Annotated in this window: 13 protein-coding genes; 6 read left to right on the forward strand and 7 right to left on the reverse strand. The window is 54.1% G+C overall.

Translation table 11 applies throughout. The features are described from left to right. Window positions 1-4: 4 nt before the first annotated feature. From EUZ85_RS10065 to EUZ85_RS10075, 3 genes are read left to right on the forward strand one after another with little or no spacing between them, the layout of a single operon-like run. Window positions 5-523 (forward strand): SycD/LcrH family type III secretion system chaperone, encoded by a 519-nt coding sequence (locus EUZ85_RS10065; protein WP_127969169.1) that lies wholly within the window; start codon window positions 5-7, stop codon window positions 521-523. After that, window positions 507-1,529: a type III secretion system translocon subunit SctE gene (sctE, locus tag EUZ85_RS10070; RefSeq protein WP_127969170.1), complete on the forward strand. Its 1,023-nt coding sequence runs from the start codon at window positions 507-509 to the stop codon at window positions 1,527-1,529. The genes EUZ85_RS10065 and sctE overlap by 17 nt, the downstream gene beginning before the upstream one ends. Window positions 1,530-1,539: 10 nt before the next feature. Continuing rightward, window positions 1,540-2,352 carry a hypothetical protein gene (locus EUZ85_RS10075; protein ID WP_127969171.1) on the forward strand — a complete coding sequence of 271 codons (813 nt, stop codon included), beginning with the start codon at window positions 1,540-1,542 and terminating at the stop codon, window positions 2,350-2,352. 93 nt (window positions 2,353-2,445) lie between these two features. Here EUZ85_RS10075 and EUZ85_RS10080 read toward each other — a convergent pair whose 3' ends face one another. The 6 genes from EUZ85_RS10080 to EUZ85_RS10105 form a co-directional block, all read right to left on the reverse strand. Continuing rightward, a complete protein-coding gene (locus EUZ85_RS10080) occupies window positions 2,446-3,030 on the reverse strand; it encodes a PEP-CTERM sorting domain-containing protein (protein WP_127969172.1) in 585 nt (194 codons plus the stop codon). A gap of 310 nt (window positions 3,031-3,340) precedes the next feature. Next, window positions 3,341-5,014, reverse strand: coding sequence for a hypothetical protein (locus EUZ85_RS10085; RefSeq protein WP_127969173.1), 1,674 nt, complete (start codon window positions 5,012-5,014; stop codon window positions 3,341-3,343). A gap of 224 nt (window positions 5,015-5,238) precedes the next feature. Beyond that, window positions 5,239-6,267: a hypothetical protein gene (locus EUZ85_RS10090; RefSeq protein ID WP_127969174.1), complete on the reverse strand. Its 1,029-nt coding sequence runs from the start codon at window positions 6,265-6,267 to the stop codon at window positions 5,239-5,241. A 44-nt stretch (window positions 6,268-6,311) separates the two neighbouring features. Continuing rightward, complete coding sequence (locus EUZ85_RS10095) at window positions 6,312-6,728, reverse strand: hypothetical protein (RefSeq protein WP_127969175.1); 417 nt, start codon at window positions 6,726-6,728, stop codon at window positions 6,312-6,314. A gap of 176 nt (window positions 6,729-6,904) precedes the next feature. Continuing rightward, entirely contained in the window at window positions 6,905-7,336 is a 432-nt protein-coding gene (locus EUZ85_RS10100) for a GFA family protein (RefSeq protein WP_127969176.1), read from the reverse strand. A gap of 290 nt (window positions 7,337-7,626) precedes the next feature. Next, window positions 7,627-8,328: an SOS response-associated peptidase gene (locus EUZ85_RS10105; RefSeq protein WP_127969177.1), complete on the reverse strand. Its 702-nt coding sequence runs from the start codon at window positions 8,326-8,328 to the stop codon at window positions 7,627-7,629. A 254-nt stretch (window positions 8,329-8,582) separates the two neighbouring features. On the opposite strand from EUZ85_RS10105, the gene ptsP reads away from it, so the two are divergent. From ptsP to EUZ85_RS10120, 3 genes are all read left to right on the forward strand, one after another. After that, window positions 8,583-10,868 (forward strand): phosphoenolpyruvate--protein phosphotransferase, encoded by a 2,286-nt coding sequence (ptsP, locus tag EUZ85_RS10110; RefSeq protein WP_127969178.1) that lies wholly within the window; start codon window positions 8,583-8,585, stop codon window positions 10,866-10,868. 266 nt (window positions 10,869-11,134) lie between these two features. Continuing rightward, window positions 11,135-11,338, forward strand: a complete 204-nt coding sequence (locus EUZ85_RS10115; protein ID WP_127969179.1) for a hypothetical protein — start codon at window positions 11,135-11,137, stop codon at window positions 11,336-11,338. Window positions 11,339-11,393: 55 nt separating this feature from the next. Then, the gene (locus EUZ85_RS10120) at window positions 11,394-13,172 is read left to right on the forward strand and encodes a hybrid sensor histidine kinase/response regulator (RefSeq protein ID WP_127969180.1); all 1,779 of its coding nucleotides are present in this window, start codon (window positions 11,394-11,396) and stop codon (window positions 13,170-13,172) included. A gap of 7 nt (window positions 13,173-13,179) precedes the next feature. Here EUZ85_RS10120 and EUZ85_RS10125 read toward each other — a convergent pair whose 3' ends face one another. After that, a complete protein-coding gene (locus EUZ85_RS10125; RefSeq protein ID WP_011398833.1) occupies window positions 13,180-13,851 on the reverse strand; it encodes a response regulator transcription factor in 672 nt (223 codons plus the stop codon). Window positions 13,852-14,066 lie beyond the last annotated feature (215 nt).

The following is a 14,066-nucleotide window of genomic DNA, read 5'->3' on the forward strand; positions in this document are numbered from 1 at the left end:
TTCCGTGGCTGAATCAGCACAAGCAATACAACCGGACGCCGAGGCCCGTTTTGAAGCCCTGGTGGAGTCGGTGGTGCATGGTCACGCAACCTTGGGCGAGATCAAGGGGATCACCGACAATGAATTGGAGGCGGTCTACACGGTGGCGTACAACCTGTATCGACAGAATCGCAATGGGGAGTCGGAGAAATTGTTCCGTTTCCTGTGCCTGTATGGGCATTTAGACAAGCGGTTCTGGATGGGGCTGGGCGCCTGTCTGCAACAACAGCAGAAGTATGAGGAAGCTGTGCAGGCGTATTCATACATGGCCATTCTGGATGTAGAGAATCCTCATCCCCCTATGCATGCGGCGTTTTGCTATCTGGCTTTGAACGATCTGGAGAAGGCGGAAAGCGGTATTGAAGCCGCGTTGCATTGGGCGGGCGATAAGGAGCAATACTCCCAGGTGCGCGCCAAGGCTGAGCTTTTACGCTCGGTACTGCAACAGAAAAAGGAGGGCCTGGCCAATGGTAACGGCGGTTGAAAATCAACCTTTCAATTATCCGATAGGCAACTCAGAAGATCAGGACATTCAGGGGCCTGGTCAGAAAAGGGTCGGTTCCCCGCAGGTCTCATTTAACCTGCAGGACCCGCAGTCCGGCTCAACGCAAAATACATCGGGCAAGTCTTTTGCTCCCGACCTGGAGCGGCCGCAACCCCGCTCATCCGATGAGTTGGTGGCGTTGTTATTAACGATAAAGTCCAAATCCAGCAATGAGCAGATTGCTTCCTCCCAGCAGGATATTGAGCTGAATAGGACCAAACAAGATCAAAAGCATGCGGATATGATGGAGCAAATTCAGAAGTCCATTGAAGCCGGTGACAAAGCCAAAAAAGGCGGTTTATTCGGCAAGATTTTCGGATGGATAGCCAACATCGCGACGGCGATCGCCGGCGCGGTCATGATCGCAACTGGGGTGGGAGCCATTGCGGGCGCAGCCATGTTGGCGTTGGCGGTGGATTCAATGGTGGGTGCGGCCACCGGTCACAGCCTGATGGGCGAGATGACCAAAGGTATAGCCAAGGGGTTACAGGCCATGGGAATGGACGAGAGTGTCGCCAACATTGTTGCTGGCGTCGTCACCGCGGCCGTAACGATCGCTGTCTGCGTGGGCGCCAGTATGGCGTCAGCCGCCAAAGCGGGTTCAGGGTTGATCACCAGACTGGCGTCTTCGCCGGAGCAGATGCAGAAGATTCAAGTGGCTGGGGCTCAGGTGAAGAACGTCGCCTCGGCCACCGCTGGAACTTCTGCAATCGGCGGCGGCGCGTCCCAGATAACCACTGGCGTATACAAGAAGCAGGCGACCGATGCGCGAGCCAATCAAATGGACATGAAGAAGGAACTCGCCAAACTGCAGGCCGCCATGGAAGCGGAGCAGGATCGCTTGAAGGAAGTCATCTCCAAGCTGAATGAGGGAGTCAGTCGCATCCTGCAGATCATGGGGAACGACCACAGCACCCGCATGCAGATCAGCAGGAATATGGTATAGGAGACTTTTTATGAGTGTTAACCCGATAAACGAAGCGAATAATACATTCGCTTTTTCTATTGATATGGAGGGCTCCGCTCCGGTCAAAGGTCCCAAGCAGGAAGCTTCTCTGGTGCTCAGCGACGGCAAGCATGATGTGCCGTTGATACGTTTCAGTCGCGAGACCTACCAGCCGCAACTGGAGAGTCCTGACAGCAAAGCCGGAACGCCAGGCAAGCAGTTTGACGGGAAGTTGTCGGAAGCCAAAGCGACCCTGGAAGTGGATATTTTCGCCATCATGAGCCTGATCCACGAACTGGCGCAGACGCAGAAGAAAGGCGCCCGCGACATTCGTCACGGCGAGTATCAGCAGAAGTGGCAGTCGTTGGAAAGCGCAGGTAAGGAACTGCGCGACTCCGCCGGTAAAGAGCTGGCTGCGTCGCTGGTGCAGGGCGCATTGCAGATCGCAGGCGGCGCTGTTTCTGTAAAACTGACGATTAAGTCGACGCAGCAGACAAGTGCGCTGATGAAAGACACCAAGCTTGATTCTGCGCAGTTACAGTTGAAACTGCAGGTGCCACAGAACCTGACTAACCTGGGACAGACCTTCACCCAGATGGCGGGTGGCGCCGGCACGCTCATTTCGGCGCCGTTGACCTATGAGTCCAAGCTTGATCTGGAGCAGCAGAAGCAGTACGAAGCTGAATCCGAGAAGCATTCGGCGAATATCGACGAAGCCAAGGACTTCATTCAGACCATGAAAGAAATCATGGACGACGTGAGATCCAAGCTGTCCGCTATCGAGCAATCCAAGCACGAAACGCGGCAGAAGATATTCTCCTGATGTTGATTGTATGGCAGTAACAAAAACGGCTGATCTTCAAGATCAGCCGTTTTTGTCAGGGCGTGATGAAGAAAGCGCGGAAAGGTTAAACGACTAAGATTTGCGTCGCGCTCTTCCCGCCAGTCCCAAAAGCGCTGCGCCGAATAAGGCCAGAGTGGCTGGCTCGGGAACCTTTTGGATGCTGGCTATATTGAACTTCACTGTAGCAGCGCCATCAAGCGTCAAACTGCCTGAGTCGAATATGTCGATGGGTAACTGGAATAAGAGCGGAGATAGAGTTGCGCCGAAGTTAAGTTCAATGTCAGCAACATCAAAATAGAAATAAGGAATATTATCCGCAGGCACTTCATCAATGAAACTAAAGCTATTTTTCGTGATATTGGCCTTCATTTCAAAAGCAGGGGTTGTACTCTCTCCTGACTGACCAAAAGCATAATCGCCTACCTTTAGATTCCAGGCGCTAATCACAATTTTGCGATCTTCAGGCGGTCCTTTGAGATCATAAGTGAAGCTGCCAAGCATAGAGGTCCCAATTTTGGGAAAATCCCTTTCCGGAAAAGAAGGGTCAAATACATTACTGACGTCTTCAAGGCTTCCTAAAAACTGATAGGTAATGGGAGTGGCGCGAACCGCGGAGGAAAGCGTTAGGACGGTTAAGAAAAGCAAAACTTTCTTCATGAGAATTCCTTGTAAAAAGTACCCTTTAATTCAACGTGTTACGCATAATGCGTGCCATCTTCCATATTCCCTGTCGGCATAGGCTTTATCTGTGAGGTCAATCTACAGCAACTTATATTTTTGTAAACATTGCTGACGTTTGGAGCAACTCCACGGCGTTTGCGGTTGTCTTTGCTATCTGAACCCATACCGCCGTAGTACATGTTGTCCCGACACTCAAGTAAGCGAACGTCAATTATAAATAAAAGACGCCGCATTATGTATTCATTCGTTGCTGTCTTTCTTGCGTTAAGTTTTGCTTTTGTAAAAATTACCGACGTAATGAGCGACATACTCCCAAGTTACAAACGCTCAGCCACATCGGAATCCGCTCTACATTGCCTAAACGGCCGTCTTTGAACTCCAGTTGGTAAAATATGTCGCTCCAGTCGCCCGGTACGGTAAATCGGTATGCGCTGAGAATATTTCGCGGGTTTTTCTCAAAGATCTGTTTCCCGTTGATGCTCACGGGCAGGCTGTTTTCGAGTTGGTCGCTATTGGCGCTATAGCGAATCGTTTGCACGTTCGCCCAAATCACCAGCGGGTCCTGGTCTGGCAAGGCGCAGCCGATGACATCGGCGTTGCGGTGGCAATTCAATTGTGGGCGCCCCAGGTTGGCGGCGGTTTGACGTATGATCTGGTCCAGATTGAAGGCGTAGCTGAACTCCCTGGATTCGCCATTATGGCTGACTCGCACCTTAATCGCGTCGCCCTGAGGCGGAACGATGGCAAAGACATTTTGCGTTTGTCCTTCCTGGGAGGTATTGATGAAACCTTTTCCATCGGAGTCGTAGGCGATCTCCAGATTGGGTCTGGAGCCATAACACTGAGCGGCGGACGCTCCCAGGAACAGCTGAAACGATCTGCCATATGCTTCGAATTTAAGCGCGGCGAATGGCGCTTTGGCGGCGTTTGCGCCTTGGGCGCGCAGCGGCGTCCAACTGGGGTCCTGATGATCGTAACTGTCTGCGTTGTAACTGACTTTGATATTGAATGGTATGGGTGCGGCGTCTGCAAAGAGGATATCGCCATACAATTCGGCGCCGGGTTTCAGTCCGATAATGTCAAACGGCGGCGTGAGACAAAGCTCGCTGGCGCCGCCTGCCTCCACGTCGCGACAGTCAATTGACATCTGAAATAAGCGCTCCCTCGGCGTGAGGCCGAAAGCCAGCCCGGCCGCCTGGGCGTCGCAGAGTTCACGCGCATCCACCTTGCAGCCGCCCGGGGAGCACTCGAACACTCTATCCGGCCGGCGTTCCAGTTTGCTGGCAAGCCCGTTGCGGCGTACGTCGGTTTGAAACTGTTGCAGCCTGTCCTTCAACTTCATCGCGTCAGCCTGCGCACTGTTCACTGTATCGCCGGTGGCGTTGAACATTTTGGTCATATTTTCCCGCAGTGTCTCCTGCTGCTGTTCAATGTACTGGCTGGAATTCGGATCTGGTCTGATCATTAGCTCGTTGACGGCGCTGTAGCGTTTACCGTTGGAACTGGTGGCCTCCACCACAATGCTGACCCGACTGAAGTCGGTCGCTTCACTGATCGATACAAGGGTCAATTCCATCTGGCAATTATCCGGCGTCTGCTTCAACACTGAACCCTCTTTGCCGAGCACCTGCCAGTGGCAGGTCATCCCGCTCAGATGCTGCCGACGTTCCGCGTCCAGCTTCACCAAGACTTTTTCCCCAGGCTTGATCATCTTTTCGCCGATGATGTCGACACGATAGGAAGGCGAGTCCTCCTGGCGGATGCTGATATCTCCTCCTACATTGCCGCCGACCATAACGTTATTGTCGCCGCTGTTGTGCTGACTGGCGGTCGGGTCGCGGCTGATGCTGAAGATGATCGTCACAACGCCGGCGAGGATAGAGACGACGGTGGCGAACAATTTGATAGTTTTTGATCCAGAGAGAAACGAATGTGGTTCCGTGGGCGAAGGCTTCGACATAATCACTCCTTCCTGTTTTAGGCGAGCCGCCAGTCCTGAATGGGGTTGCAAACGTGATTACAGCGATGAGATCAGAGTTCGATTATAAAGGAAGTGAGAGACTGTTTTGTATGCGCGGCGACTAAGCTTTGGTTTAGGCTGAGAGTTTAGAAAGTGGCTATCGTGTGGCTCTGTGGCCGACCGCAAAGAAGCAGTCGGCCTGCTATGAAGGGAAAATAGGGCGGTTATAGTTGTTGCACGTAACGGATCGCGTCGCGTTCGTTGGACGTGGTCCAGCCGTCTTCCAATATCGCCGTTAGCAAGTTGCGCAGCGGCGTATGCGCTTTCAGGCTGCTTTTGATGATGGGCGTCGATCGGCGCACCCGGTTGACGTACAGCAACGCCACGTCGTCCGCATCCGAGTTGTACGCCCAGTCCAGCTCTTTGAAGACACTGTAAACTTTGTCCATTTCGTAGCTGCACTTTTCCACCAGGTCGCGGGCGATGGCTTCCTCGTCGGTGTTGAACATCTGTGTATGTTTATCCAGAAAGGTTTTCACGAACGGATCGTTGGAGGCGGCGACTTCAATGTAGGCTTCGTCTGCAACAATGGAGCCCAGAACACCTCCGACTACGGCGCCAATGGCGACGCCCACCGGGCCCGCCCACAATCCCGCCACCGCGCCTCCCGCTGCGCCGCCGGCGAAGCCGCCGCCAAGATTGGCTGCTTCTCTGCCTGTCGCCCGGGTTTTGTCCTCGGCGGAGGCGATGTTGTAGATGGCGATCCCGGCGCTTAACAACCAGAGGGCGCGACCGGCTTTACCCAGGCGAATGGCTTTCGCCGAAACCTTGGGGTTCGCTCTGCCGGAACTTTCCACAATCTGCAGAAAGACGTGATCCTGGTCTGCTTTGCTCAGCTGCGAGAAGGATTTGCTGAACAGACGCTTGGCGTACTTGTCGCACAGCACATCCAAATCCAGACCTTTCGCTTTGAGGGCGCGGGCTTTGGCGCGTCCGATGTCGCTGGATTTGGTTCTGGCCCACTCCATGATTTCATTACGCATCTGGTTGGCGGCTTGCGCCGCTTCGCTGGGGCTCATCTGGCGACTGTTGACGAGATCTTTCAACGATTCCGCGTAGGCTTTGGTTTTCTCCATGTACATCCGGCGGACGTTGCTGTCCTGGATAAAGCGTTGCCCGAAATTGACGGCCTGGATTTCAAACTGCCTGATGGCGTCATGCGCGCTGTTATTGTTGGATTGAGTGTCCGGCATACTAGGTTCCTTTTAGTCGCTTAGTCGCTTAGTCGCTTAGTCGCTTAGTCGCGTCGAGTAATGATTATCTGTGTGCGTCGGAAAAATTTGTCGGAGCGCTGAACTCCGGGAACCGCTTCGGCTTTCCACAAAAAGCGCGGCTCCAGTAACCACTCCGCCCGGATCTTGAGACCCGGCCAGAAGATGAAATCGATGTGATTGGCGCCTGCGTCAATGAATTGAAATACACCCCCAGTGTATTCGGCGGAGAGCGTGACTTCTTCTTTTACGTGACCGCTGCTGTCGAGGTGTTGTATATGCAGCGTTTCTTCGTAGGGGCAATCTTCGCTGAAGAAGGCCAGATATTCCTGGTCTCGGGTGAAATGCGCTTCGTAGACGAGACCTTCAGGCGTCGGGAAAGGAAAATTCGCCTTGTCTGCAAGGGTGAGGGCGTTGGTTTCTTCTTTTATCGGGGCAGTCATACGCTTTATGCTCGTAGTGTGAGTTCAGTCCTTTAGCTCTTTGCAAAGCGTTCGCCGCTCCACCATAGCGTGGCGGGGAAGGGTTAGGCAAGTATTTGATGAAGCCCATGGGCTAGGCGTTGAGGGGGGAATGGAGCGCACGATGAAAACACGCGGTCATCGTGCGCGAAGGGCGGCTATTTCATGCCAATGGACTTCAAGAACTCGTCTTCCGTCATTCTTGGATGATCTCCCGCGAAGGCGTAGCCCGCAGGTTTGTGGTCAATATAAATCTCGCCCGCCATTTTGAACTGCGACTGGTCATCGAACAGACCGCTCCAGAGATACTTCTCGCCCGTTGGCTTCAGGTGATAGTACAGGTTGGTTCCGCAGTGTTTACAGAACGCCCGCTGCGCCCACTCCGATGAATCGTAAGCGGTGATGCTGTCTTCGCCTTCGAATACGGCTTCCTGCGCGGAGATCGCCATGGAAGGTCCGCCATTCCAGCGCCGACACATACCGCAATGGCAGGCATGGTATTCAGGATTAACGTTTCTCGCGGCCACTTTCACTGCGCCGCACAGGCATTGGCCGGTTAATGGTCCGGCGATAGTCTTGCTTTCGCTCATGTAGTATCCCTCTGACTTTTACTTGGTTTTATCGTATGTTTTGCAACGGCTTTGGTTTCGTCACAGCTTTAACCCCGACACGACAATACTACCTGTCTGCTACTGACAGCATTGTGTCAGGAGCCGGCGGCCAGATTACAGTTTTCCGCCATGAAGAACAAAAGCGAGCTGCAGCTCCTTTTCTTTATCAACTGCAATGAGAGTCCCAGTCATGACTGCGCGTGTGAAATGTCAAAACCTGTCCTGCGACCATATGATCTTGCCCAGCACCGCTGAGGGGGAAGATCTGATCACTTATCCGTTAGTAGTTTGGGCGAGTCAGCGGGTTCCACTGCCTGGCGTGACTTAGTTCTAACGTTATTAACAGCCCTACTCAACGGATAATACACCCAGTTTGTCAGCTCTCGCGGCGCCAGCATCGGGCGGATATCTACTAGCGGCGTGTCGGCGTTCAGCCAGGCGTTAAACTGGTCTGGCGTCAGTAGCACGGGCATGCGGTGGTGTAATGCCTGTAACGAGGGAGAGGCTTCGGTGGTGATGATGGCGCAGGATTCGAGGTAGACGTCGCCTTTGCTCCAGATATCCCAGATGCCGCCGAAAAAGCAGCGCCCGGATTCCGGCTTGATGTAATAAGGCTGCTTGACGCCGTTTTCCAGCTTCCATTCGATAAAACCGCTGGCGGGAATAATGGCGCGGCGGCGCTGGAATGATGTTTTGAAGGCCTTGCTGGTTTCAATGGTCTCCGCCTTGGCGTTGAACATGTTGTACTTGGCGGTTGGCTCCGGCGCCCAGCCTGGCGTCAGCCACCAGCGCATGCCCCTGAAAAAATTCTTCAGCTCCTCCTGCACCGCCACCATCACTTCCTCAGTGGGAGCGATATTGAGCAAATCATCCTGGTAAAAATGCGACTTCAATCCGGTGGTGTCGAATCCGAGCGAGTCCATCAGGGCGATCACGACAGGGGAGTCGGTGACGTTGAATCTTCCACACATAGCAGCCTCAGCGTAATGGCGACGCCTATGGCAAGTTTAGACTGTAATCCAGTGGGTATTGGGTAAGTTTGGTCGGAGATGACGTGATCGTAACAAACAGCATGCAGGATATAAGCCGATTTATGTCAAATATGCGAAAACAGTGGAAATTCCCTCTTGGTAATATGACGGGCTGGCGCTTATAGTTATCCCTGCCTGTTTACCACTGGTGAGCTAGTTAAGTTTGCCGTAGCTTGATTCTCCAGAGTATTGCCATGCTTGAGCCATTAAAAATTCTTAGGGAAATATTTCAGGAGGCTGCTGATTTACACGCCGCCAAAGACCTGTCTGAACTGATTGTCGACCGTGTGCAGTCCGCTATGCGGGCGGATGTATGCAGTATTTATTTGTTGGATGAAACCTCCCAGGAATTGGTGTTGATGGCGACTCGGGGGTTAGACCCTGAATCCGTGGGACGCGTGCGCCTGCCTGTCGGGCAGGGGCTGGTGGGTTATATCGCGCAGCATCAGTCTTTGATGAACGTGGACAGCGCGGAAAAGCACCCTAACTTCAAATATTTCCCGGAAACCCGCGAAGAACGCTTCTCAGCTTTTCTGGGCGCGCCGATTATCAACTTCCGTAAGAATATCGGCGTGATCGCGGTGCAAAAGAAAGAAGCCGCCTACTTCAGTGATGAGCAGGAAGCGTTCGTCGTGACGATCGCCGCCCAATTGGCCGGCCCATTAAGCCAATGGGTGCAGCAGGACGGCGTGTTTGACCGCGAAGTATGCCGTGATAAGTTCAAAGCGAATCTGAAATTTCGTGGCGTCAAAGGCGCCGCGGGAATGGCGATTGGGCGCGTGCATTGGATTGGCAAAGGCCATGACCTGGCGTCAGCGCCGGATCGGGAAGGTAAAGACGCCGAACTGGAAATCGCCCGTTTCAGCAAGGCATTAGAGCTGGCGAAAGAGGAACTGAACGCCAGCGGCGAGCGTATGGCGGGCACGCTGCCAAAAGATGTGCTGGCGCTGTTTGGCGTGTATCGCATGATCCTGGAAGATCAGGAGCTGACCACCGAAACCGTCAATCACATTCACTCCGGGTTGTGCGCCTCTTCCGCCTTGCGTAAAACCGTCGAAGCGCACGCCCGCGTATTCGAGAAAATGGACGACGCCTATTTGCGCGCCAAGGCGGACGATATCCGTCATATCGGCAATCGCATTTACGCCAACCTGCGTGGCGTCGACAGCCCGGACGTTATCGCCGTCAGCGAGCCCACTATCATCGTGGGGAACAACCTCAGCATTACCGACGTCGCCCAGTTTCCGCCGGAATATCTGGCGGGACTGGTATGCACCAGCGGCTCTTCCTTGTCGCACATCGCGATTTTGGCGAATGCGCTGGGGATTCCCGCCGTCATGGGGATCGGCGACATCAAGCCCGCGCTGATCGAAAACGCGGAAGCGGTGGTGGACGGCTATCGGGCCGTGGTGGTGTTCAACCCGGTGGACGCCCTGCGCAAAGAATTCAAACGCCTTGCCAAGCAAGAGAAGAAGCTGATCAAAGGGCTGGACGAGCTGCGCGATTTACCGGCGCAAACCCCGGATGGCTTTCGCGTCAAACTGTTCGCCAATACAGGGTTGCTGGCGGATATTTCCCCAGGACTTTTACGCGGCGCGGAAGGCGTGGGCCTGTATCGCTCGGAAATTCCATTTATGGTGCACGAGTCCTTCCCCTCGGAAGAAGAACAGGTGCAGATCTATCGCAAAGTGCTGGAAGCCTACGCCCCAAGACCTGTGTACATGCGCACCCTGGATATCGGCGGCGATAAGAACCTGCCTTATTTCAGCTTTACCGAGGAAAATCCGTTTCTGGGATGGCGGGGAATCCGCTTCACCCTGGATAACACCGGTATTTTCATCAGCCAGATTCGCGCCATGCTGAAAGCCGGGCGTTACCTCGGCAACCTGAAGATTTTGTTGCCGATGGTCAGCCGCCTGGACGAAATCGAAAGCTTCAGAAGCCTGCTGCGAGAAGCGATTGGGCAGCTCAGAGAAGCCGGCGTGGACGTCGATGAGCCGCAAGTCGGAGCTATGATTGAAGTTCCCTCGGCCATGGTGCTGTTGGAGGATCTGACGCAGATGGTGGATTTCTTCTCCATCGGCAGTAATGACTTCACCCAGTACATGCTGGCGGTGGACCGTAACAACGCCAAAGTGTCTGACCTCTATGACTGGCTGAACCCGGCGGTGCTGCGCTCCATTGGCCGCGTAGTGAAAGTGGCGAAAAAGCACGATATTCCTGTCAGCGTGTGCGGCGAAATGGCGTCCGATCCTGCGGCGGTATTGTTGTTGCTGGGCATGGGGGTGGAGATGCTCAGCCTGTCCGCTTACAACCTGCCGAAAACCAAGTGGGTCATTCGCTCTGTCTCTCATCAGACGGCGGAGAAACTGTGGAAAAAGGCCTCGCGCATGCGCAATGAGAAAGAGATTCGCGCCATGTTGAATGAAGTGCTGGATCAACATGGACTGGGTGGATTAATTCGCGCAGGGTCGCAGTAGCCCGGTTAAACCCGGCGCTAGGCGATATCCCGTCTGAGCCTCATGGCGGAGGGCCTCGTTCCTGAGGCTTTCCGCCAAGTATTATTCACCCAAACAGGTGATTTCAAGACTCTCCCTTCCTTGCATAATTCCCGAAGTCCATTGCGATTTTGGCTCGCGCTTCGCGGAGAACGCAGCGATGCTGAAGCGTTAACGGACTGCGGTAGACGCTGCTGCGGCGTCAATTTCCTCAAACACTTCCATCATGTAAGACATAGTAGAAAAGCATGTTGCGCAAGACTCTATATCGGGCCACGTTGGCGCTTTGTTTTATTATGCTGGCGATGGCTATTTGGTTATGGATGCATCGTTCTATGGAGCTTGAATTCAATCGCCCCGGACTGCTGTCTGGAATCAGCCCGAATGCGCCGCCAGCGCTGTATGACTTGCAGGCGGGGCAAGGCCCGCAACAAATACGTGACATGGATTAGATAGCGTGAAAGCAAAGCTTGCTTGTTAGGAGGCTGATGTATATATCTAAAGCCCATGGACGAAAAACTGATACAACAAGAATTACAACGCGGTTTTAAGTGGCTTAAGTTCGCCCCTCCTGTGGAGGAGGCTTATCGCGCCTTCCACAATCAGCGTGTACAAGCGCGTCTGCCCCTCGTGCATGCGACGGCGCTGGCGTTCATCATCATTTATTCTTTGCTCGATTACTATCTGTTCCCTCAGCAGATCGCCAGTTGGACTATTCCCATTCGCCTGTTTCTGGTATGCCCGATTATCGCACTGGCGTTATTTGCGGGCATGCATTCCTGGCCGCGGCGTTGGTTTATGCCTCTCTATAACGGCACTTATGCGCTGGGAGGGCTGAGCGTGGTGGCGATTATCTGGATTGCGCATTCGCAAAGCGTCATGGTGCCCTACGACGGCCTGTTCCTGGTATTGATCTACGGTTACTTTCTTATGGCGATTCCTTTCTATGTCGCCACGACGATTTCCACGCTGATATACGGCGCCTATCTGTTAGTGGAGCTGGATGTCGGTATGGACGGCGCGACGCTAGGATTTAACGCGTTCTTTCTGTTTGGCGCCAACCTGATCGGAGCCGTGGGCTCATACATTCAGGAACATGCGCAAAGGACGCTGTTTCTGAACCTGCAGCTGGTCAAAATTGCGCAGCGCGAGGCTGAACGCGCGAATCGCTCTAAAACCCGTTTTCTGGCCGCGGCCAGTCATGACTTGCGGCAACCTCTGAACGCCATGAGTATGCTGGCGGAGAGTTTATCCGCCAAGATGGACCGCAACTCGGAAGAGGGGATTATTGTCGGCAAACTGCGTCGTTCGCTCAGTCAGTTGAGCGATTTGTTCAAATCGCTGCTGGACATGTCGCAACTCAGCATGGGGGTGGTCAAGCCGAACCCGCGTCATTTTTATCTACATGAGCTGGTGCGTCGGGTGGCGATGGAGTTTGACGCCATAGACATCCCATCATCCCGTCCGGAACGTATAGAAACGGAATGCGATGAAGAGCTGGTCGCCTATTCTGATCCTATCCTCCTGGAGCGCATGCTGCGCAACTTGATCACTAATGCGCTGCAGCATGCCGACGCCAAAGCGATTCGGGTTAACTGCCGCCGGCTCAATAATGTGCTTGAAATCCATGTGGTTGACGATGGCGTCGGCATTCCCTCCAGAGACATCAAGCGCATATTTAAAGAGTTTCAACAGGGCGGCGATGAGGAAGGCAGACCGCGTACGGGCATTGGTCTGGGGTTAGCGATTGTGCGGCAACTGGCGGGATTGCTGGGCGGCGCGTTGTCGGTGAAGTCTTCTCCCGGCGCCGGCGCGGATTTCAGTTTCACGATTGCGTGCGGGCGCGCCCACCTGGTGGCTCCGCAACCAGAAGCCTATCCGGAAACTCGAACTCTTGGCGGCATGTCTGTGTGGCTGGTGGAAGACGATCAACCCAGTCGGGAAGCCATGCGGCAGCTATTGGACGCCTGGGGCGTGCAGGTGGCGGCGTTCGCTGACGCCAGAACTGCGATGGGCAGGCTGCATGATGAAACGCCGGATATGATTTTGTCGGACTATCGTCTGGGCGGCGCTATTTCAGGGCTGGATGTAGTGCTGTCGTTGCGACGCCAAAGCGGGCGCGACATTCCCGCGGTGATTATTTCCGCCGATGTGGAAATGCTGCAGGTGGAGGCCGGACGTTATCCCAGCATTATTTTCGTCGCCAAGCCAGTAACACCGGCGCGCCTGTATCTGATTCTGAGCCGGGAGTCCGCTCGCGCTGTGGTTGAGAACGCAGCGGAATAAATACGCGTCAGGCGTCCACCAGATGCAGTCGCGTCGCCACGCTGACGCACTCCGTCCGATTGTGCACGTTGAGGTGCATGAACAATGCCTTTAAGTGTGATTTCACCGTGTCTTCCGTCAAGCTTAGCTCCGAACAGATCCTTTTGTTGGGTAACCCCTTGGCCAGCAATTGCAGCACTTCCATTTGCCGGGGAGTAATGGAGTCGAGACGCAACTGGCTGTCCTGAACCGGCGTTTGGTTGCGATGGATATAGAAGTTCGGCACGTATTGTTTGCCGTTGAGAATCTGACGAATCGCCAGATTGATCTCCATGGCGCTGGAGGACTTGCTGATAAAACCAATGGCCCCGCTGCGCAGGGACAGTTCCACATCTTCGATATCCTCAGAGGCGGAAAGAATGGCCACAGGGATATAAATACGCTTACAGGTCAGGTAGCGGAGAAATTTGAATCCGCGCCCGTCGGGCAGTGAAAGATCCAGTAGTATCAGGTCAAAACTTTGGTCGGTTTCCAGCAAGGTCTGCGCCGCCTGACAGTTGAAGGCGTTCACCAGGTCAATGGGAACCTGTTGGGCGGTGAGGGCGACGCGCAGGCCGTCGATAACAAGCTGGTGATCGTCAATCACCAGGACCCGTAGATGATTTGGTACAAATACCGCTGAAGAGGCGCTTATGCTCACGTTGACTCTCCCTGCGCCGTTTGGCGCCGTTTCTTTTTGTTATGAACCAAAAATTATACGCCGATAAAAACCCTGAACAGTGAACGATTGCTAGTTTTTGGGAACAGAATGGGATGCGGGAGAGTAGTCATTGAGCGCATCGGTTTGTGTGGCGCGCCCTGTAGGAGAAAGGACGAGGGCCCCAGGGCGCATAAGGCGCGCCCTGGGATGGCGGG

The organism is Hahella sp. KA22, from assembly GCF_004135205.1.
Taxonomy (GTDB): Bacteria; Pseudomonadota; Gammaproteobacteria; order Pseudomonadales; family Oleiphilaceae; genus Hahella.

Bases quoted from the DNA above. Each gene is read 5' to 3' on its own strand.
- EUZ85_RS10095 (WP_127969175.1), bottom strand. From the start codon at position 6,728: ATGACTGCCCCGATAAAAGAAGAAACCAACGCCCTCACCCTTGCAGAC.
- EUZ85_RS10120 (WP_127969180.1), top strand. From the start codon at position 11,394: ATGGACGAAAAACTGATACAACAAGAATTACAACGCGGTTTTAAGTGG.
- EUZ85_RS10075 (WP_127969171.1), top strand. From the start codon at position 1,540: ATGAGTGTTAACCCGATAAACGAAGCGAATAATACATTCGCTTTTTCT.
- EUZ85_RS10090 (WP_127969174.1), bottom strand. From the start codon at position 6,267: ATGCCGGACACTCAATCCAACAATAACAGCGCGCATGACGCCATCAGG.
- EUZ85_RS10085 (WP_127969173.1), bottom strand. From the start codon at position 5,014: ATGTCGAAGCCTTCGCCCACGGAACCACATTCGTTTCTCTCTGGATCA.
- EUZ85_RS10115 (WP_127969179.1), top strand. From the start codon at position 11,135: ATGTTGCGCAAGACTCTATATCGGGCCACGTTGGCGCTTTGTTTTATT.
- EUZ85_RS10080 (WP_127969172.1), bottom strand. From the start codon at position 3,030: ATGAAGAAAGTTTTGCTTTTCTTAACCGTCCTAACGCTTTCCTCCGCG.
- ptsP (WP_127969178.1), top strand. From the start codon at position 8,583: ATGCTTGAGCCATTAAAAATTCTTAGGGAAATATTTCAGGAGGCTGCT.
- EUZ85_RS10105 (WP_127969177.1), bottom strand. From the start codon at position 8,328: ATGTGTGGAAGATTCAACGTCACCGACTCCCCTGTCGTGATCGCCCTG.
- EUZ85_RS10100 (WP_127969176.1), bottom strand. From the start codon at position 7,336: ATGAGCGAAAGCAAGACTATCGCCGGACCATTAACCGGCCAATGCCTG.
- sctE (WP_127969170.1), top strand. From the start codon at position 507: ATGGTAACGGCGGTTGAAAATCAACCTTTCAATTATCCGATAGGCAAC.